The sequence below is a fragment of the Serratia sp. DFXYC6 genome (assembly GCF_057196085.1).
In genome coordinates this window covers 296,321-314,882 of sequence record NZ_JBXUNV010000003.1, presented here as the reverse complement: position 1 = coordinate 314,882, position 18,562 = coordinate 296,321, and the positions used below count along the sequence as shown (strand labels likewise).

Sequence of the window (18,562 nt, the reverse complement as noted above, 5' to 3'; positions counted from 1 at the left end):
CTGAATTACTTCAGCAGATTATCCAACTGATTAATATCGTCATTGTTCCGCAGGTGCGGCACCTTCCAGCCATGCTGATCGTAATCGGCCAGGCACTTGTCGACCATCTGCATCATGCGATCCATGTTGCCGGATCCCTGCGCGTGGCGCAGGCACTGCAGGCGGATCTCATCCTGGCTGCCGGCGTAGTTGATCTCATACAGCTCGTGACGGCCGCCGAATTCGCTGCCGATCGCATCCCACATCAGCTTGAGGATCTTGATGCGTTCGACGTGATCCATGCCGTCCGATCCGCGCACGTAGCGCGCCAGGTACTTGTCGATCTCCGGATTGTTCATGTCGCGCACGCTGGACGGCAGGTAGATCAGGCCGCTGGTGACGTTCTTCTCGATGATGTGTTTCACCTTGGTGTAGGCCATCGGCGCCATCACGCGGTAGGTCTGCAGCGCGGCGGAATCCGGCAGGTAGGCACCGTTTTCCCATTGCGTGGCTTCGGCGCACATCGCGTCGCTCAGCGACCAGAACAGGTTGCGCCAGGCCACCACTTCGCCCAGATCGGCCTGCACGCCGCGGAACTCCAGCACGCCGGTACACGAGAGGCTCTTTTGCAGCAGCGCGGTGATGAAGTCCATCTTCACCGCCAGGCGCACGCAGGCCTGCAGCGGGAACAGCCGGGCGAAACCGCCCTGGGTGCTCCAGCGGCGACAGCGGTCGAAATCGCGGTAGATCAGCACGTTTTCCCACGGGATCAGCACATGATCCATGATCAGGATCGCATCGTTCTCGTCAAAGCGGCTGGTGAGCGGGTAGTCGAACGGCGATCCGGTGGCGCCGGCCACCAGCTCGTAGGAGGCGCGCGAAATCAGCTTCACCCCTTCGGCGTCCATCGGCGCCACGAACATCAGCGCGAAGTCCGGATTATCGCCCATCACCTGCGCCGAACCGAAACCGATGAAGTTGTAGTGGGTCAACGCCGAGTTGGTGGCCACCACTTTGGCGCCGCTGACGATGATGCCGGCGTCGGTTTCTTTCTCCACCTGAATGTAGACGTCCTTCACCTCGTTGACCGGCTTATGGCGGTCGATCGGCGGGTTGACGATAGCGTGGTTAAAATAGAGCCCGGTTTCCTGAATGCGTTTGTACCAGTGGCGCGCGTTGTCGGCGAACTGGCCGTAGAACTCCGGATAAGCGCCCAGCGCGCAGCCGAAGGCCGCCTTATAATCCGGCGTGCGCCCCATCCAGCCGTAGCTTTGGCGCGACCAGTCGGCGATGGCGTCGCGCTGCTGGCGCATCTCCTCCGGGCTGCGGGCATAGCGGAAGAACTTGTGGGTGTAACCGCCGTTGCCGGTGTCGGTATTCCAGCACAGGCGATCCTGGCTGGCCGGATCGTGCAGCGCGTCGTACAGCTGGCCGACCGAGGCCGCCGCATTGCGGAACGCCGGGTGGGTGGTGACGTCTTTTACGCGCTCGCCGTAAATGTAAATTTCGCGGCTGTCCTGCAAACTTTTCAGGTATTCGGCGCCGGTGAACGGGCGTTTGCTGTCGGCACGAAAGTCTTCTGGTTTCATCGGGTCTTCCTCGTCATCGGCATTTTTCAGGCCGTGGAGTCGGCCATTTGTTAAAATAATGTTTTCTTTTGGTTGCTTAATTGAATCTGCCAAAGCCGGTTTCGAGAAGAGACTTTTGCGGCAATCGCCGGTACTTTTCAGGTCAGTTTGCCGCTTTCGCGGCAAACTGTGATCGCGGTTACGAAAGGGCGTGTTGCGCCGCGCGGTAGGTCGAGGGGGAACAGCCTTCCAGCCGATTGAAAAAACGGGCGAAATAGGCAGGATCCTTGAAGCCGAGGCTGTAGGCGGTTTCATGCACCGTGCAGGCGCTGAACAGCAGCATGCGCTTGGCCTCGCGCAGCAGCCGATCGAAGATCAGCCGCTTGGGCGGCCGGTTGGCGAAGCGCCGACACAGGTCGTTGAGCCGCGATTCGGTCACCCCCAACGCCTGCGCATACTCCGGCACCGGCAGGTGCTCGCGAAAACGCTCGTCCACCATCTTGTTGAAGCGCTGGAACAGCTGCAGTTCGCCACGCACGCCGCTGTTGGCGCTGTCTTCCAGCGCGGTATTGCGCAACAGCAACGTGAACACCGCCTGCGCCAGCAGCGCCAGCGTCTGTTCGCGCCCGGCCAGGTTCTGCGCGAACTCGCGGCGGATCAGCGCCCAATAGTGGCTGAGCGCCGTCAGCTCCTGCGGCGCGTCGGCCAGCGACAGGCAGATGCCCGGCATGTCGAGCGCCAGGTTGCTGCCGGGGTACAGGCGCTCCAGCAGCGGCCAAATCAACTCCTGACGCACCGTCAGCACGTGGCCGTCGCTGTCCGGTTCGGTGAAGAACGCATGCGGCACCGACGGCGGCGTGAGGATGAACAGCGGCGCCTGCACCGAATAGTGCTGATCGTCGAGCTGCAGCTCTATCTTGCCGGTCTCCAGAAAATGCACCTGGAAGAAACAGTCGTGCCAGTGCACCTGCATGTCGCGGCCAAAGAATGCCGCCAGCCCGGCGAAGGTTTCGTAGTGCACCTCGTCGGCGGCGTAGCGCGCGTCATACTCTTTGCAAATATCGATGTTGGCGATAAAACCGGTACTTTTCCGCACCTCATTACCTCCTGCAATCCTGCCTGTCTGCGTATCAAGGCGTCGCTCTCGGGCGCGAATCCTTCATCGGGATGCGCCACACCAGCACGGCGCCGACGATCAACAGCGCCGAGACGAAATACAGCCCGGAGTTGAAGCTGCCGGTCAGATCCTTGAACCAGCCGATCAGCAGCGGGCTGAGCGCCGATCCGATGTTGCCGGTGGCGTTGATCACGGCGATCCCCACCGCCCGCGCTTCCAGGCTGATCGACTGATCAGGCGTGGTCCAGAAGATCGCCATGGCGGTAAAGGAACCGACCGACGCCATCACGATCCCCAGCAGTTGGATCAGGCTGTGATCGGTGGCGGAAGCCAATAGCCAGCCGGCGGCGGCGAACAGGTACGGCAGCGCGGTGTGATGCTTGCGCTCCTGCAGCCGATCGGATCGTTTGCTCCACCACACCATGCCGGCGATGGTGCAGATCTGCGGGATCGCCGCCAGAATGCCGATCGTCACGTTGCTGCTGCCCTGGTTGAAGCTCTGCAGGATCTGCGGCGTCCAGATATTGATCGCGCTCAGGGTGTTGGTCAGGCAGAAATAGGTCAGCGTATACATCAACACAATCGGCGTGAAAATCTCGCGCCACAGGCTGCGCTGCTGCAGCGCGCGGTGGCTGCTCGGCCCGTTGGGCTGCACCAGCTGCAGCTTATCGGCCTCCATCATCGCCTTCAGGCTGGCTTTTTCCTCGTCGGTCAGCCACTTGGCCTTGGCCGGCGTGTCGTCGAGGTAGAACCACACCACCACGCCCAGCAGCACCGACGGAATGCCTTCCAGCAGGAACAGCCACTGCCAGCCCTTCAGGTTCATCACCCCGTCCAGCGCCAGAATATAGCCGGAGACCAGCGAGCCGATCGCCATGGTCACCGGCATGGCGATCATGAACAAGGCGTTGGCGCGGGCGCGGTAGAACGCCGGGAACCAGTAGGTGAGGTACACCAGAATGCCCGGCAGAAAGCCGGCCTCGGTGATGCCGACGATCATGCGCAGCACGTACAGGCTGGTCGGCCCGGTGGCGAACATGGTGCAGGTGGAGGCGATGCCCCACAGCACCATGATGGTGGCGATCCAGCGCCGCGCGCCGACCCGGCTCAGCATCATGTTGCTGGGAATGCCGAAGATCACGTAGGTGACATAGAACAACGTCGCCGCCAGCCCGAACATGGTCGAGCTGAGGCCGAGATCTTTGCCCATCGTCAGCCCGGCGAAGCCGATGTTGATGCGGTCGAGGAAAGAGAAAACAAACAACACGAACAGGAAAATAATCAGGCGCCGAAACAACTTTTTAATCACCGATTGCTCGGCGGCGGTTAACGCTTTATGTTGCTGCGCCGGGTTGGCCGGCGGCAGCGAATCGACGTGGTTCATGGTTCAGTAGACTCCCGATGAAGGCGCTTGCGCCCCGCCCTGTTTGAACTCGTCCGCCAGGGCTTCCGCCGCCCGCGCCAGCAGGGTGGTATCCACCCCTACCGCGACGAACAGCGCGCCGGCTTCCAGATAGCGCTGCGCCAGCGCCTTGTTGGCCATCAAAATGCCCGGCGCCTTGCCGGCGGCGCGGATGCGCGCGATGGCGTCATCGATGGTGCGCTGCACCTCCGGGTGCTGCGGATTGCCGGCGAAGCCCATGTCGGCGCTGAGATCCGCCGGGCCGATGAACACGCCGTCCACCCCTTCCACCTGCAGAATGGCGTCGAGGTTTTTCACCGCCTCGCGGGTTTCAATCTGCACCAGCACGCACATCTGCTCATCGGCCTGCTGCAGGTAATCGGGCACCCGGTTCCAGCGCGAAGCGCGCGCCAGGGCGCTGCCGACGCCGCGCACGCCGTGCGGCGGATAGCGCGTGGCGCGCACCGCGTCGCGCGCCTGTTCGGCGTTCTGAATCATCGGGATCAATAAGGTTTGCGCGCCGACGTCCAGCAGTTGCTTGATGATCACCGCGTCGTTCCACGGCGGCCGCACCACCGGCTGGCTGGGGTAAGGGGCGACCGCCTGCAGCTGCCCCAGCACCGTCTGCACGTTGTTGGGCGCATGTTCGCCGTCGATCAGCAGCCAGTCGAAACCGGCGCCGGCCAACAGTTCGGCGCTGTAGCTGCTGCACAGCCCGAGCCACAGCCCGATCTGCGGGCGTTTTTCCTGCAGCGCCCGCTTGAAGTGGTTGGTTAACATCGCATTCTCCCTGACAAGCGGGCGCGGCGCGTGGCCCCCGCCCGGTTATTGCGGCTCGGTTCGCCGAGCCTGCTTATTAGACGAAGCGGCAGCTGATGCAGCCCATCGGGCCGTAATCGACGTGGAAAGTATCGCCGCGCCGCGCCGGCACCGGCCGGGTGAAGGAACCGCCGAGGATCACCTGCCCCGCTTCCAGCTCCACCTCATACGGCGCCAGCTTGTTGGCCAGCCAGGCCACGCCGTTGGCCGGGTGGTTGAGCACCGCCGCCGCCACGCCGGACTCTTCAATCACGCCGTTGCGGTACAGCAGCGCGGAGATCCAGCGCAGATCCAGCGCATCCGGCTTGATCGGCCGCCCACCCATCACCACCCCGGCGTTGGCGGCGTTGTCGGAGATGGTGTCGAACACCTTGCGCGGCCGCTGCGTCTCGGGATCGACGTTGTGGCTGCGCGCATCGATGATCTCCAGCGCCGGAATGACGTAGTCGGTGGCGTTGTAGACGTCGAACAGCGTACAGTTCGGCCCGCGCAGCGGCTTGGCCAGCACGAACGCCAGCTCCACTTCCACCCGCGGCACGATAAAGCGATCGATCGGAATGTCGCTGCCGTCGTTGAAGAACATGTCGTCCAGCAGCGCGCCGTAGTCCGGTTCGGTGATCTGCGAGCTCACCTGCATGGCGCGCGAGGTCAGGCCGATCTTGTGGCCTTTGAGCGTGCGCCCCTCGGCGATCTTCAGTTCTACCCACTGCCGCTGAATGGCATAGGCGTCTTCAATGGTGATCTCGGGATGATCGAGCGACAGGGCACGGATCTGCTCACGGCTCTTTTCCGCCTGATGCAGACGCTGCACGGCGCGGTTAACCTGCTCTTTATCCAGCATTTACGACCCCTTATTCACGCCTTGTTGAACAGCGCGTGGACATTGTTCTGTTTGTAATTCAATACCGGATCCAGCTCTTCCATGGTGAAAGAGAGCGCCAGGTAACGCTGCGCCATCAGCGCGGCGAAGTGTTCCTTGATCAGCGCAAACAGCATCTCGCCCACCTGCTGACGGCTTTCCAGACTGCGGCCATGGCCGATCTTCAGCGTCATGTGCACGAAGGCGTAATCCTGCTTGCCGTCGGCCATTTGCCAGGTATCAAGCCAGATGGCGCGGCTGCGCACGCCGGCCAGCGGGAAGATACCGGTCGCCGCCAGCGCCTCGTTGACCTTGGCGAACAGGGTGGGCAAATCCGCCTCGCGGCGGATGTTGTCGGTACATTCAGCGTAAAAATGGGGCATAGCGTTCTCCAGACGGCGCATAGGCGCGGGCGAGGCCCGCGCAGCGGCATTTACAGCGTATTGCCAAGTTTGAAACCTTTTTCCGTATCGCCCTCGCGGGTATAGGAAAAACCGTCTGCGCCGATGGTGACGGCCATTTCGCTGGGCGCGCTGCGTTCGATCACCGGCTGCGGCTGCCCATCGAGATCCAACACCAGCGATCCTTCGGTGTACCAGCTCGGCACCACCGGATTGCCCCACCAGTCGCGGCGCTGGTTGTCATGCACGTCCCAGGTCACGGTCGGGTTGTCCGGATCGCCGGTGTAGTAATCCTGCGTGTAGATTTCCACCCGGTGGCCATCGGGATCGCGCAAGTAGAGATAGAACGCGTTGGAGACGCCGTGACGGCCAGGGCCGCGTTCGATCAAATCGGATTTGCGCAGCGCGCCGAGCTTGTCGCAGATGGCCAAAATATTGTGTTTTTCATGGGTGGCGAAGGCGATGTGGTGCATGCGCGGCCCGGCGCCGCCGGTCATCGCGGTATCGTGCACCGTCGCCTTGCGGCGCATCCAGGCGGCGTAAACCACGCCGTCTTCATCGCGGATGTCTTCCGTCACGCGGAAACCCAGCCCCTGGATATATTCCACGGCGCGCGGCACATCAGGGGTGATTTGGTTAAAGTGGTCGAGGCGCACCAGCGCGCCCGGCGTATACAGATCGTAACGCCAGGCCAGACGCTCGACGTGCTGCACATCGTAGAAAAACTCATACGGGAAACCGAGTGGATCTTCTACCCGCACCGCATCGCCGATGCCTTTGGCGAACCCGTTCACCCGCCGCTCGGTGCGGCAGCCAAGCGCCTTGAAATACGCTTCGGCGCGATCGACGTCTTCCGGCGTGCGCACGCGGAAAGCAAACGCCGCCACGGCGGCGACCGGGCCTTCGCGCAGCACCAGGTTATGGTGAATGAACTCCTCCATCGAACGCAGGTAGAGGGTTTTGTCATCTTCGGCGGTCACGACCAGGCCGAGGATATCGACGTAAAATTCGCGTGCGGCTTTAAGGTTCGTGACCTGAATCTCCATGTAGGCACAGCGCACGACGTCGGGAGCAGGGACAGCATTAGTGGTCAGTTTTGTCGTCATTGTTCTCATCTCTTTCGTTATTATTGTGGCCTGAGGCTCAGACGCCCCATTTCGGGATCGGGTGGTCGCCCATGGAAATGCACACGTTCTTCATTTCGGCGAACACTTCGAAGCTGTATTCCCCGCCTTCGCGGCCGGTGCCAGAGGCTTTCACGCCGCCGAACGGTTGGCGCAGATCGCGCACGTTTTGGGTGTTGACGAAAACCATGCCCGCTTCGATGCCGCGGGCCAGGCGCAGAACCTTGCTCACATCCTGCGTCCAGATGTACGACGCCAGGCCGTACTCCACGTCGTTGGCCATGCGCAGGCCGTCTTCTTCTGATTTGAACGGCAGCAGGCAGGCCACCGGCCCGAAGATCTCCTCCTGCGCCACGCGCATCCGGTTGTCGACATCCGCCAGCACCGTCGGGCGCAGGAAGTTGCCGTGGCTCAAGCCGGCCGGTTTATCCGGGCCGCCGGCCAACAGGGTCGCCCCTTCCTCCACCCCGAGGCGGATATAGCCGGAGACTTTTTCCCAGTGCTGCGGGCTGATCAGCGCCCCTACCTGGGTGTTGGGATCTTGCGGATCGCCGACGCGCAGACGGTTGGCGCGCTCGGCGAAACGTTTGACGAATTCCGGGTAGATGCTCTCCTGAATGAAGATGCGCGAACCGGCGGTGCAGCGTTCGCCGTTGATCGAGAAGATGGTGAACAGCGCGGCGTCGAGCGCCCGCTCGATGTCGGCGTCTTCAAAGATCAGCACCGGCGACTTGCCGCCGAGCTCCATGGAGAATTTCTTCAGCCCGGCGCTTTCGATGATGCGCCGGCCGGTGGCGGTGCCGCCGGTGAACGAAACCGCGCGCACGTCTTTATGGCGCACCAATGCGTCGCCGGCGGTGGCGCCGTAGCCCTGCACCACGTTCAGCACCCCAGCCGGAATGCCGGCCTCCAGCGCCAGCTCGCCCAGGCGATCGGCGCTCAGCGGCGACAGTTCGGACATTTTCAGCACCGCCGTGTTGCCCAGCGCCAGGCAAGGCGCCGTTTTCCAGGTGGCGGTCATGAACGGCACGTTCCACGGCGACACCAGCGCGCAGACCCCCACCGGCTGCACCAGCGTGTAGTTGAGCATCTTGTCGTCCACCGGGTAGGTCTTGCCGTTCATCTGCTGGCATACCTCGGCGAAGAATTCGAAGTTGTGCGAGGCGCGCGGGATCAGCACGTTTTTGGTCTGATGGATCGGCAGGCCGGTGTCGGCGGTTTCCATTTCGGCGATCTGCGGCACGTTCTGGTCGATCAGTTCACCCAAACGGCGCATCAGGCGCGCGCGCTCTTTCATCGGCGTGTTGGCCCACTTGGGGAAAGCCTCTTTCGCGGCCGCCACCGCCTGGTCGATCTCCAGCTGGCCGCCGGAGGCCACTTCCGCCAGCACCTCGCCGTTCGCCGGGTTGGTGGTGGTGAAATACTCTTTGCTGGCGACGTTCTTGCCGTTGATCCAGTGGTTGATGGTTTTCATCGTAGGCTCTCCTCGTAATCTTTTTCACTGATAATGTGGTTAACCAAACGGCCGATGCCCTCGATCTCCACCACCACTTCGTCGCCCGGCCGCACGTCGGCCAGCCCTTTCGGCGTGCCGGTGGCGATCATGTCGCCCGGCTGCAGCGTCATGAATTCGCTCAGGTAGGCGATCAGGAACGGAATGTCGAAAATCATGTCGGCGGTACTGCCGCGCTGGCGCAGCTCGCCGTTGACGTAGGTGCTGAGCGCCAGCCGGTGCGGATCGGCGACGTCGTCGCGATCGACGATGTACGGCCCGATCGGCGTCAGGGTATCGCGGCTCTTCACCCGCAGATTCGGCCGGTAGTAGTTTTCCAGGTAGTCGCGGATGGCGTAGTCGTTGCACAGGGTGTAACCCGCCACATACTCCATGGCGCGCTCGCGGCTGACGTTGCGTGCGGTCTTGCCGATCACCGCCACCAGCTCGGCTTCGTAATGCATGTACTCCACGTCGGCCGGACGCACCGATACCTGACGATGGCCGGTCAGAGTGTTCGGCGCCTTGAGGAACACCAGCGGCTCTTCCGGTGCCTTGAATTCCAGCTCGCTGGCGTGGTCGGCATAGTTCAGCCCCAGGGCGAACACCGTGCCCTGCGCCGGCGGCAGCCATTCCACTTCACGCTCCTGCAGCACCTCGCCGTTTGGCAGCGTGACGCGCAGCTGGTCGTCTACCTGAACGTTGACGATCTGGCCATGATGGCGAATACGGGCATGTTTCATGATGCGGCTCCTGCCTGAGTGACGCGGTTGCTCAACGTGGGCAGGCCGGCGGCGCGCACCGTCACCTCATCCCCCGGTTTGATCTCTATCCGCTGGTGCGGGGTGCCGATCAGCACCGCATCGCCCGGCTGCAGGGTGATGAAATCGCTGATGGCGGCGATCAGCTCCGGCACCGAGCGCACCAGATCGGCGGTGGACCAGCGATCCTGCTCCACGCCGTTGATCTCGGTGACGATCTCCAGTCGATCGGCGTTCTCCAACTGCCCCATCTCCCCCAGCGGGCAGAAGCCGTCGCGGCATTTGGCCTTGATCGCCGGGCGATAGAAGCTGCTCTCCGGCAGGCTGACGTCGTTGGCCAACGCGTAACCGGCCAGATAACGGCTCACCTGCGCTGCCGGCACCTTGCGCGCGGTGTCGCCGATGATCACCGCCAGCGTGCCGCCGCTCTGCACGGTTTCACCGGCCGGAAACGGGATCGCCCCGCCGTTGGCGAGGTGGGTATTGCGCGGTTTGATAAACCACACCGGGGTTTTGGGCGGGGTCTGGTACGGCGGCTGGTGAAACGCCTGATCCCAGGCGTCCAGTTGGCTGCGGTGGTTCAGCGCAACGGAAAATACGGTGCCTTTCATGCGAACTCCTCCAATGGCAAAACATGACAACCGGCATTCATTAATATATTAATGATTACTTTTATACGCTGCGCAGCTTTTACGCAACGCGCTTGGAATGATTTGTGATCGTGATAACAAAATATTCACAAACAACAAACATTGGCGTGATTATTCAACGTATTAATCATTTTTCTCGCCATTTTTCGCTGCGCCACGCATTTTTGCTTTATCCCTGCGGGTAACTTTGGCTACTATTAAGTTATTAACAAATCGGGCTTTGCGGGGCAGGCGCCCCCATGACGAGCGCCGTAACAGCGAACACCTTGATAGCTAAGGCCAAACTTATGCATGAATCGTTAACCATCGCCCTGCTGCAGGCGCGTGAAACCGCCATGGGGTTCTTCCGCCCGATCCTGAAAAGCCACAATCTCACCGAGCAGCAGTGGCGCATCATCCGCGTGCTGGCCAACAGCCGCTCGATCGAATTCCACGAACTGGCGGCGGAAACCTGTATCCTGCGCCCCAGCCTGACCGGCATTCTGTCGCGCATGGAGCGCGACAAACTGATCTTCCGCCTCAAGCCGGTCAACGATCAGCGCAAGCTGTACGTGTCGCTGACCCAGCAGGGGCAGGATCTGTATGAAGTGGCGCGCCACCAGGTGGAACAGGGCTACGCCGAGATTGAAGCCGCTTTCTCGCGGCAGAAAATGGACCAGCTGATGACGTTGCTGGACGAGCTGATCACCCTGGGCGACAGCCTGCCCGCCAACGTCACCGCGCATCCCGCCAAGCAGTGATTTAACCCACCGGAATTCTCACATTAATTGGCGTTGCAGCCAGGCGGCCAAGGCGTAAATCCCCAGTCGCTTACTCAAGTAAGCGACTGGGGTGCGTGGCTGCGTCAAGCAAGCGGAGCATTCGTTTCCGGCAACAGCGCGCCGCCGTCCACCACCAGCGTCTGGCCGGTGATGTAGGCCGCCGCCGGCGAGGCGAGAAACACCATCGCCGCGGCGATGTCTTCCGGTTCCCCCAGCCGCCCGAGCGGCACCGCGGCGGCGATCGCCTGATTCACCTGCGCGTCGCCCAGGTTGGCCATCGCCGGCGTGCGGATCATCCCCGGCTCCACGCCGTTGACGCGAATGTTCTCCGCCGCCAGCTCCAGCGCCGCCGCGCGAATAAAGCCGTTTACCCCGGCCTTGGAGGCGGCGTAATGCGCCAGCCCCGGATACGCCACCCGCGGGCCGGTCACCGACGAGGTCACCAGCAGGCTGCCGCCGCCGGCGCGGCGCATCCACGGCAGCGCCGCCTGCGCCAGAAAGAACGGCGCCATCAGATTAACGCTCAGCGTGCGTTGCAGCAGGGCCGCGTCGATGGCGGCGAACGGCGTCAGCGGAAAGTAAGCGGCGTTGTGGATCACCACGTCCAGCCGTTGATGCCGCTCGCCCACCGCCGCCACCAGCTCGGCGATCTGCCCCGGCTCGGCCAGATCGCAAGCCAGCGCCTGCACGCTCAGCCCTTCGTCCCGCAGCATTTGCGCCGCCGCCTGCGCCTGCGGCAGCTGCACGTCCGCGATCGTCACCTCGGCGCCCAGCCGGGCGAAGGCGCTGACGATCGCCAGCCCGATGCCCTGCGCGCCGCCGGTCACCAGCACCGCCTGCCCGGCGAAGGCGTCGGCCGCATAGGTTGCGTTCATCGGCCTATCCTCGCGGGTGGCGCGTGGTGTTCAGCACCTGCGCGTGGGCGCCGACCGCAAAGTTGCTCAGCGCGCTGAAATCGCTGCCCTGATAGCCGAGGATCTTGCCGTCGGTGCGCATGCCCTGCAGATCGATCATCACCACGCCCAGCGTCGGAATGATCTTCTCGCGCCAGACAAACAGATAAAGCTGCTCCGCCACCTTCACGTAGTGACAGCGGTCGACGTCCGCCAGCCCTTTCTCCACCCCGTCCAGACACTGCCAGGCATAGAAGTTGTCGTTCAGGTAGATGTGCTCGTAACGTTCGGTCGGGCTGTAGGTGTACATGTTGCGCATGCCGATCAGCTCATCGGTAAAACCCGGCGGCGCCACGTCGGCGTCATCCAGCGTGCCGAAGCGGAATTCGGCCTCGACCGCGGTCAGCGGCAGCCCCTGTTCCACCCGGCTGAAGGCGTCGAGCCGCGCCTGCGCTTCGTCCGGCAGCTGGCCGTATACCGCGGTAAAGTTGCCCTGATTGCGGTCGCATACCAGCGTAATGCTGGCGTTGGCGCGGGCGGGATCGAGAAAATCGATGAACAGCACGCCGGGGCGAATGCTGGTGGCGCGATAGGCGACGCCGCGCCGCTCCCCCCACTCCAGCGTCTGCTCGTCGGTAAACCGACAGCGCTGCGTCGCGCCGTCGCTGAAACGCAGCGTCAGCGTGGTGCCCGCCAGGCCGTGCTGGCGTTCCAGCGTATTGCTGTGCGGCGCAAAGCCTTCCGCCAGCGCGCCAACCTGAATGAATACCGCTTCTGAACTCATGGAAATGCTCCTTACAGGGAAGTGAAAGCCAATGTCGGCACATCGACGATGGTGGAGCCGCCGTCGGCCACCAGCGCCGCGCCGGTAATGATTGAAGCCTCGCTGGAACAGAGGAAGCGGCAGACGCGGGCGATCTCTTCGGCGCTGGCCGGCCGGCGCAGCGGCACGTCGCGGCAGACCATCTGGTAAGCCTGCTCCAGCGAAATCTGATGAGCGTCCATCAACAGCTGCATCTCTTCGTCCGCCATCGGCGTGGTCACCCAGCCCGGGCACACCGCGTTGGCGCGCACGCCCAGCGGGCCATAGTCGCGGGCGATGGAGCGCATCAGCCCGATCAGCGCGTGCTTGGCGGTGACGTAGCCGCAGACCTCCGGCCCGGCGGCCAGCGAGGCGATCGAGGCGACGAACAGCAGGTTGCCGCCGCTCTTGATCAGCTCCGGCAAGCAGGCGCGCGCGCTGGCGAAAGCGCTGTTGAGGTTGCTGTCCATCGCCCCTTGCCACTGCTCGTCGGTCATCTCGGTAATACGCTTGAAGCCCATGCCGCCGGCGCTGCCGATCAGGCAGTCGATGCGCCCGGCGTCGCGCAGAATGGCCGGCAGCAACGTGTGGGCCCAGCTCTCGCCGCTGGCGGCGTCGCCCACCAGCGCCTGCGCGCCGATCTCATGCGCCAGCGCCGCCAGCGGTTCCGGGCGGCGGCCGATGATGAACACCCGATCGCCCTGCGCCGCCAGCAGACGGGCGCAGGCGGCGCCGACGCCGGTGCCACCGCCGGTAATCACAACCACTCTATTCATGATTCAGCTTCTCCATCAGTTGGCCGATCATCAGCAGGCTGCTCAACAGCAGCCGCCGCTGTTCGGCGTCCAGCCGCAGATAGCGGCGGCCGGCCGGCAAACGGCTGACCACCTCCGACGCGGCGAAATGCTCGATATCCACCTGCCAGCGCCCGTCGTTCACCGTCAGCCGCACGCGGCGAAAATCCAGCTGCGCCAGCGTCTCGCCGATCTGCGGGTAGCGCAGCAGGCCTTCCAGCACCCGCTGCGCTGCCGCATGGCGCTGGCGCAGCAGATAGCGCACCCCGCACCGCCGCAGCCAACCGCCGGTCACCACGTCCAGCGTCAGCGGGGGCTGCGCCGCGCACGCGCCCTGTAACCGAAAACGGTGGCTGACGATATGCGCCATAAACAGCCCCTGCACCTGTTCGCTGACCTCGATCTGCGGCCCCTGCGGCAGCGTCAGCCGCAGCAGGCCCGGCGCCAGGCGTTCGCACGCGTAGGGTTCCAGGTTGCGCGCCAGACGATCCAGCGCGGCGCCCGGCCGATAGCCCGATGGCGCTCGCCGCCAGGCGCGATTAAGTGAGGGAAGTGAGCCGATCAAACTGCGCCTCCTCGTTTTCACCCTTGGCGAACGCGTTCTCCAGCACCTGCTCGACCGGCACCGGCTTGAACGGATTCACTTTCTGCACGCACAGCGTCCAGAACAGCGCATAGGCGGCGGTCAGGCCGATCATCCAGCCGAAGGGAATGTAGACGTCGCGCGGGTTCATCCCCGGCGGCGTGATGTAGACGATGGCCAGCACGATGCCGACGCTGGAGACGATCTGCGGCAGCGGGAACCACGGCGATTTATAGGCGCGCGGCAGATCGGGGCGGCGCAGGCGCAGGATCACCACCGAGCAGGTCACCAGCAGGTAGGCCACGCCCCAGGCGCACACCGCCGCCAGCACCAGCGGAATGATCCTGTCGAGGTTGCCCTGAATGGCGAAGGCATGTACGCAGGGGATCAGGACCGCCACCAGAATGCCGACCACCGGCGTCTTAAAGCGCGGGTGCAGATAGGCGAACATGCGCGGCAGCGCGCCATCCAGCGCCATGCCGTACAGAATGCGCGGCACCGCCGCCATCAGCGTGTTGATGGTCGCCGCGCCCGCCAGCAGCAGGCCGACGCCCAGCCAGTATTTGCCGAACTGGCCCATCACCTGGCCGGCGAACGCCGGGATGGCCATCGGCGTTTCCAGCAGGCGCGTGCCGCTGGCGGCGTCGATCACCACGTTTTCCACCTGGTGGCTGAGCGCCGCGCCGTACAGCGCCATGCACACCGCCACGCCGCACAGCCCGAGCGCCATGGCGCGCGGGATCACCCGATCGCAGCGTTTGATCTCCGGCGCCATCGGCGTCACCAGCTCACAGCCGACGAACATGAACATCGCCATGCCGATCAGGCTGAACACCGCGAAGGGATCGTTCAGATCGAGCGTGCTGCCGAACCAGCCCTCGAGCGGCACCGCATGCGGCGACAGCAGCCCGACGATGCCGAAAATCACCAGCGTGCTCCACATGGCGAAGGTCAGCACGATCTCCGCCTTGCCGAAGGCCTCGATGCCGAACGCGTTGAGCAGGCCGAACACGACAACCAGCCCGACGCCGACCATCCAGGAGGCGTTATGGCTTTCCATCAGGGTGTTGAGGTGCTCGAAGTTCACCAGCGCCATGATGCCGGAGAGAATGGTCTCGGCGGTGCCGGCGAAGATATGCACGATCAGGTAGGCCGACAGCGCGCCGGTGATGGCGAAAAAGCGCCCCATGCCGCAGGAGATGTAGTCGTAAACCGAACCGGAGGTCGGCAACAGCGCCGCCGCTTCGGAGAAAGTGGTGAGCTGCGCCTGCATCATGATGAAGGCGATCAGCATCGCCAGCGCGAAGGTGTCGCCGCCGATGCCGAAGCCGCTGGTGACCGTCAGGATCACCGGGCTGGCCATGATCACCCCGACCGAACTGGCCAGGGTGGTGGGAAAGCCGACCTTGCCTCGAGCCAGGTGGGCGTGCAACCGCGACGACAGGTTCATGGTTATTTCCTCTTATAGTTTTGGCCTGATGCATGCAGGTGCTTGCAGGTTTTTCACCGCCAGCGGCGGTCATCTCACTATAGAGAGGAAAGGAAAATGCTGACTATCGTCCTTAAGGACGAGACGCTTTCAACCTGCGGCCGCGCTCACGGCGGCGCGCCACTGCATCGCCCCCTGCGGGCTGCGCGGGTAGGCGCGCAGCGGCGCCAGCAGCGCGGAAAAGAAGGCGTAATAGCCGGCGCACAACCGGTTGTAGCGATCTTCGCCCACATGCGCCGGGCAGCCGCCCTGACAGACGCTTTTCACGCTGCAGCGTTGGCACTCGCGGCGCAGGCTTTTGTTCTTGCCGAACGGCATCTCCGCCGCCCTTGCCGCCAGGGTGGCGAGCGGCGTGTGGCGATCGGCATGGCCGAGCAGGTGCTGCGCGTTGATCAGATGATCGCAGGCGTAGAGGCGACCGTCCGGCTCCATCACCAGATTGCCGCCGCAGCGTTCGGCGTGCACGCAGCTGGGGCTGACGTGGGTGAAATACTGCGCGTAGACCTGCTCAATGTTCATCACGAAGACCTGGCCGACGTGCCCGCGGCTGCGCCAGCGGCGGTATACCGCCAGCATGAAGCGCCCCCAGTTGGCGGCACTCAGCCCATAGCCGGCGGTGGGCGCATCCCCTTCCAGCATCAGCGGCTGAAACTGCAGATAGCGCGCGCCGATCGCCACCGCATGATCGTAGATCGCCTCGGCGCGGTCCGCGACGCCGTCGTGCACCACCATCAGCAGGTTGAAGTCGATCTGATGGCGCTGCAGCAGCGCGATGCCGCGCAGCGCGGCGTCATAGCTGGCGCCGCCGCGCTTGTCCGGCCGATGGGCGTCCTGCACCTCGCGATCGCCGTCCAGGCTGACGCCGATGATGAATTGATGCTGCCGGAACAGCCGGCACCAGGCATCGTTCAGCAGGGTGCCGTTGGTCTGCAGGCTGTTGCTGATCCGCACGCCCGGCGGCGCAAAGCGGCGTTGCAACGCCAGCGCCCGCTTGTAAAAACCGATCCCCGCCAACAGCGGCTCTCCACCCTGCCAGACGAAGTTGATCTCGCGGCTGTAGCGCGGCTGGGCGGCGATGTAGCCGCGGATAAACTCCGCCAGCAGGTCGTCGTCCATCTTGCGCGTCTGCGCTTGCTGGCGCTGCGGGTAGTAGCAGTAGCGGCAGCCCAGGTTGCAGCCAGCACCGATCGGTTTCACCAGCAGGTGAAAAGGCGCCGCCGCGCGCGGTTCGCTCTCTACCGGGATCTGCTGCGTGCGCAGCTGGGCCAGGTTCATGGCGCCGCCTGCGGCAACGGTTTGTGGGTCTGCGGATCCAGGCCAATGTAGTCGCCGGTGTTGGCGTCGACGCCGAGATAGTCGATCGCTGCACCTTTGGCTTCAATAACCATGCCCTGCTGCGCAAAGCGGCGATACGCCTCGCTCAGCCGTTTGACCCGCTCCGGGTCGGCGGCGGCCAGATCGCGCGTCTCCAGCGGATCGTCATGCAGGTTGAACAGCCCCCACGGCGCCATCTGCGCCGTCGGCCCGGCCTTCACCAACCGCCGCAGCTTCCAGACGCCGTCCACGTAGGCGGCCTGGTTATGCAGCTCCACGCCGTAGGTCGCGCGCGGCACGCCGTCGGCCTCGCCGCTGAAATAGCGCTTGAAGCTGACGCCGACCATCGGCAGCGTCGGTTTGGCCTTCAGCGGTTTGTGGGCGTCGATGCCGGCATAGTCATACAGCGTCGGCGCGATGTCATACACCGCCATCGGCGTGCGATCGATGCCGCCGCGGCCCTTCAACCCCGGCGCGGAGATGATGAAATCGGTGTTGATACCGCCCTGCGCGCTGGTGGTTTTGTGGTAGTTGGCGTACGGCGCGTTGCTGACGTTGGCCCAGTGCGGCCCGTAGGAGATGAACGATCCCTTGCGGCCGAGGTTGGCGTAGCTGTTGTCGAACTGCCGCCAATACTCCGGCTTCGAGCCGTAGTAGAAGCCGCTGGCCGGGTTGGCGCCGTTGTCGGTGGCGAACACGATCACCGTATTTTGGTCGCGGCCGGTCTGCTTGAGGGTATTCAGCACCGCGCCGACCTGATCGTCCATATAAGCGATCATCGCCGCGTACACCTGCATGGTCTTGGCTTCATATTTTTGCTGTTCCGGCGTCAGCGCGTTCCAGGCCTTATCCAGCGCCAGCGTCGGCATCGGCGTGCGATCGGAAATCAACCCCAGCGCCTTCAGGCGCTGAATGCGCCGCTGATAGGCCTGCTGGTAACCGGCGTCGTATTTGCCGTCGAATTTGGCGATCCAGTCATCCGGCGCCTGCAGCGGATCGTGCGGCGCGGTGAACGCCAGATAGGCGAAGACGGGCTTATTCTGCGGAGTATCACGGATCCACTGTTCCAGCTGATCGGCATAGGCCTTGCTGGAATAGAAATCTTTGGGCAACGACACGCGTTTGCCGTTCAGGGTGTAAAACGTGTGGAACGCCTCCACGGTGCCCAGCGGTTTCGCGTCGTCGAAATGGCTGGTGCCGCCGCCCATAAAGGCGAAGGCGCGCTCAAAGCCGCGATCGGTCGGTTTGGCGCCGTCGACATAGCCCAGGTGCCATTTGCCCGCCATCATGGTGGCGTAACCCGCGTCGCGAAAACGCTCCGGCAGCGTGGTCACGCGGTCGGTCAGGCGCATTTCATACCCCGGCTGCGCGGCGGTGCTCTCATACCACCACATGCCGCCCATGCCGGCCTGCTGATTGGTGTTGCCGGTCATCAACATCGAACGCGCCGGCGCCGACATCGGCGAGGTGTAGTACTGACTCATGCGCACGCCCCGTTCGGCCAGCGCCTGCAGGTTGGGCGTCGGTATCTCGCCGCCGAACGGGCTGATGTCGGAGTAGCCCATGTCGTCCACCAGAATGATCAGCACATTGGGGCGATCGGCGTCCGCCCCCTGAGCCAGGCCCGATAAGGCGCCGCTCAACGCCACCGCCAACGTTTTTTTCTGCATCGTCCGTCCCCTGTATGGTCATGCGGACTGAACAACCCGACGCCTCAGCCCGAGAAAGGTCATCATTTTTTCGTCTTATACGTT

The 18,562-nt window shown here is 63.7% G+C and carries 18 protein-coding genes; 1 reads left to right on the top strand and 17 read right to left on the bottom strand.

Translation table 11 applies throughout. From position 1 onward, the window contains the following. Window positions 1-5 precede the first annotated feature (5 nt). The 10 genes from hpaB to AC2CGQ_RS17745 all read right to left on the bottom strand — a co-directional run bounded on the left by hpaB (window position 6) and on the right by AC2CGQ_RS17745 (window position 10,133). On the bottom strand, window positions 6-1,568 hold the full coding sequence (hpaB, locus tag AC2CGQ_RS17790) for a 4-hydroxyphenylacetate 3-monooxygenase, oxygenase component (RefSeq protein WP_004933158.1): 1,563 nt from the start codon (window positions 1,566-1,568) through the stop codon (window positions 6-8). A 178-nt stretch (window positions 1,569-1,746) separates the two neighbouring features. Beyond that, window positions 1,747-2,643 carry a 4-hydroxyphenylacetate catabolism regulatory protein HpaA gene (hpaA, locus tag AC2CGQ_RS17785; protein ID WP_004933161.1) on the bottom strand — a complete coding sequence of 299 codons (897 nt, stop codon included), beginning with the start codon at window positions 2,641-2,643 and terminating at the stop codon, window positions 1,747-1,749. Window positions 2,644-2,677: 34 nt separating this feature from the next. After that, a complete protein-coding gene (gene hpaX / locus AC2CGQ_RS17780) occupies window positions 2,678-4,048 on the bottom strand; it encodes a 4-hydroxyphenylacetate permease (protein ID WP_484593800.1) in 1,371 nt (456 codons plus the stop codon). Between the two features lie 3 nt (window positions 4,049-4,051). Continuing rightward, a complete protein-coding gene (hpaI, locus tag AC2CGQ_RS17775; protein WP_033631724.1) occupies window positions 4,052-4,846 on the bottom strand; it encodes a 4-hydroxy-2-oxoheptanedioate aldolase in 795 nt (264 codons plus the stop codon). Between the two features lie 76 nt (window positions 4,847-4,922). Next, window positions 4,923-5,726, bottom strand: coding sequence for a 2-oxo-hept-4-ene-1,7-dioate hydratase (hpaH, locus tag AC2CGQ_RS17770; protein WP_004933170.1), 804 nt, complete (start codon window positions 5,724-5,726; stop codon window positions 4,923-4,925). Window positions 5,727-5,740: 14 nt separating this feature from the next. Continuing rightward, entirely contained in the window at window positions 5,741-6,127 is a 387-nt protein-coding gene (locus AC2CGQ_RS17765; RefSeq protein WP_004933172.1) for a 5-carboxymethyl-2-hydroxymuconate Delta-isomerase, read from the bottom strand. Window positions 6,128-6,177: 50 nt separating this feature from the next. After that, window positions 6,178-7,251: a 3,4-dihydroxyphenylacetate 2,3-dioxygenase gene (hpaD, locus tag AC2CGQ_RS17760; protein ID WP_004933173.1), complete on the bottom strand. Its 1,074-nt coding sequence runs from the start codon at window positions 7,249-7,251 to the stop codon at window positions 6,178-6,180. Between the two features lie 37 nt (window positions 7,252-7,288). Continuing rightward, window positions 7,289-8,743: a 5-carboxymethyl-2-hydroxymuconate semialdehyde dehydrogenase gene (gene hpaE, locus AC2CGQ_RS17755; protein ID WP_033631722.1), complete on the bottom strand. Its 1,455-nt coding sequence runs from the start codon at window positions 8,741-8,743 to the stop codon at window positions 7,289-7,291. After that, on the bottom strand, window positions 8,740-9,504 hold the full coding sequence (locus AC2CGQ_RS17750; protein ID WP_004933177.1) for a fumarylacetoacetate hydrolase family protein: 765 nt from the start codon (window positions 9,502-9,504) through the stop codon (window positions 8,740-8,742). The genes hpaE and AC2CGQ_RS17750 overlap by 4 nt, the downstream gene beginning before the upstream one ends. Beyond that, a complete protein-coding gene (locus AC2CGQ_RS17745) occupies window positions 9,501-10,133 on the bottom strand; it encodes a fumarylacetoacetate hydrolase family protein (RefSeq protein ID WP_484593799.1) in 633 nt (210 codons plus the stop codon). The genes AC2CGQ_RS17750 and AC2CGQ_RS17745 overlap by 4 nt, the downstream gene beginning before the upstream one ends. A gap of 326 nt (window positions 10,134-10,459) precedes the next feature. On the opposite strand from AC2CGQ_RS17745, the gene hpaR reads away from it, so the two are divergent. Further along, complete coding sequence (gene hpaR, locus AC2CGQ_RS17740) at window positions 10,460-10,912, top strand: homoprotocatechuate degradation operon regulator HpaR (RefSeq protein ID WP_004933183.1); 453 nt, start codon at window positions 10,460-10,462, stop codon at window positions 10,910-10,912. 104 nt (window positions 10,913-11,016) lie between these two features. Here the strand turns inward: hpaR and AC2CGQ_RS17735 are convergent, their stop codons facing one another. From AC2CGQ_RS17735 to AC2CGQ_RS17705, 7 genes are all read right to left on the bottom strand, one after another. Then, entirely contained in the window at window positions 11,017-11,808 is a 792-nt protein-coding gene (locus AC2CGQ_RS17735) for an SDR family oxidoreductase (RefSeq protein WP_484593798.1), read from the bottom strand. A 4-nt stretch (window positions 11,809-11,812) separates the two neighbouring features. Continuing rightward, window positions 11,813-12,610: a molybdenum cofactor biosynthesis F family protein gene (locus AC2CGQ_RS17730; RefSeq protein ID WP_004933186.1), complete on the bottom strand. Its 798-nt coding sequence runs from the start codon at window positions 12,608-12,610 to the stop codon at window positions 11,813-11,815. 11 nt (window positions 12,611-12,621) lie between these two features. Continuing rightward, window positions 12,622-13,404: an SDR family NAD(P)-dependent oxidoreductase gene (locus tag AC2CGQ_RS17725; protein WP_031300425.1), complete on the bottom strand. Its 783-nt coding sequence runs from the start codon at window positions 13,402-13,404 to the stop codon at window positions 12,622-12,624. Continuing rightward, a complete protein-coding gene (locus tag AC2CGQ_RS17720) occupies window positions 13,397-13,987 on the bottom strand; it encodes a DUF3156 family protein (RefSeq protein ID WP_484593797.1) in 591 nt (196 codons plus the stop codon). Before AC2CGQ_RS17720 ends, AC2CGQ_RS17725 begins: the two co-directional genes overlap by 8 nt. Continuing rightward, window positions 13,962-15,455: an APC family permease gene (locus tag AC2CGQ_RS17715; protein ID WP_015376523.1), complete on the bottom strand. Its 1,494-nt coding sequence runs from the start codon at window positions 15,453-15,455 to the stop codon at window positions 13,962-13,964. The genes AC2CGQ_RS17720 and AC2CGQ_RS17715 overlap by 26 nt, the downstream gene beginning before the upstream one ends. A gap of 129 nt (window positions 15,456-15,584) precedes the next feature. Next, complete coding sequence (locus AC2CGQ_RS17710) at window positions 15,585-16,769, bottom strand: anaerobic sulfatase maturase (RefSeq protein ID WP_484593796.1); 1,185 nt, start codon at window positions 16,767-16,769, stop codon at window positions 15,585-15,587. Continuing rightward, window positions 16,766-18,478 carry an arylsulfatase gene (locus AC2CGQ_RS17705; protein ID WP_015376521.1) on the bottom strand — a complete coding sequence of 571 codons (1,713 nt, stop codon included), beginning with the start codon at window positions 18,476-18,478 and terminating at the stop codon, window positions 16,766-16,768. Before AC2CGQ_RS17705 ends, AC2CGQ_RS17710 begins: the two co-directional genes overlap by 4 nt. Window positions 18,479-18,562: the final 84 nt, after the last annotated feature.

What these genes read in the sequence shown, in the direction of transcription:
- hpaB (WP_004933158.1), bottom strand. Translation starts at nt 1,568, where the DNA reads ATGAAACCAGAAGACTTTCGTGCCGACAGCAAACGCCCGTTCACCGGC.
- hpaX (WP_484593800.1), bottom strand. Translation starts at nt 4,048, where the DNA reads ATGAACCACGTCGATTCGCTGCCGCCGGCCAACCCGGCGCAGCAACAT.
- hpaI (WP_033631724.1), bottom strand. Translation starts at nt 4,846, where the DNA reads ATGTTAACCAACCACTTCAAGCGGGCGCTGCAGGAAAAACGCCCGCAG.
- hpaH (WP_004933170.1), bottom strand. Translation starts at nt 5,726, where the DNA reads ATGCTGGATAAAGAGCAGGTTAACCGCGCCGTGCAGCGTCTGCATCAG.
- AC2CGQ_RS17765 (WP_004933172.1), bottom strand. Translation starts at nt 6,127, where the DNA reads ATGCCCCATTTTTACGCTGAATGTACCGACAACATCCGCCGCGAGGCG.
- hpaD (WP_004933173.1), bottom strand. Translation starts at nt 7,251, where the DNA reads ATGACGACAAAACTGACCACTAATGCTGTCCCTGCTCCCGACGTCGTG.
- hpaE (WP_033631722.1), bottom strand. Translation starts at nt 8,743, where the DNA reads ATGAAAACCATCAACCACTGGATCAACGGCAAGAACGTCGCCAGCAAA.
- AC2CGQ_RS17750 (WP_004933177.1), bottom strand. Translation starts at nt 9,504, where the DNA reads ATGAAACATGCCCGTATTCGCCATCATGGCCAGATCGTCAACGTTCAG.
- AC2CGQ_RS17745 (WP_484593799.1), bottom strand. Translation starts at nt 10,133, where the DNA reads ATGAAAGGCACCGTATTTTCCGTTGCGCTGAACCACCGCAGCCAACTG.
- hpaR (WP_004933183.1), top strand. Translation starts at nt 10,460, where the DNA reads ATGCATGAATCGTTAACCATCGCCCTGCTGCAGGCGCGTGAAACCGCC.
- AC2CGQ_RS17735 (WP_484593798.1), bottom strand. Translation starts at nt 11,808, where the DNA reads ATGAACGCAACCTATGCGGCCGACGCCTTCGCCGGGCAGGCGGTGCTG.
- AC2CGQ_RS17730 (WP_004933186.1), bottom strand. Translation starts at nt 12,610, where the DNA reads ATGAGTTCAGAAGCGGTATTCATTCAGGTTGGCGCGCTGGCGGAAGGC.
- AC2CGQ_RS17725 (WP_031300425.1), bottom strand. Translation starts at nt 13,404, where the DNA reads ATGAATAGAGTGGTTGTGATTACCGGCGGTGGCACCGGCGTCGGCGCC.
- AC2CGQ_RS17715 (WP_015376523.1), bottom strand. Translation starts at nt 15,455, where the DNA reads ATGAACCTGTCGTCGCGGTTGCACGCCCACCTGGCTCGAGGCAAGGTC.
- AC2CGQ_RS17710 (WP_484593796.1), bottom strand. Translation starts at nt 16,769, where the DNA reads ATGAACCTGGCCCAGCTGCGCACGCAGCAGATCCCGGTAGAGAGCGAA.
- AC2CGQ_RS17705 (WP_015376521.1), bottom strand. Translation starts at nt 18,478, where the DNA reads ATGCAGAAAAAAACGTTGGCGGTGGCGTTGAGCGGCGCCTTATCGGGC.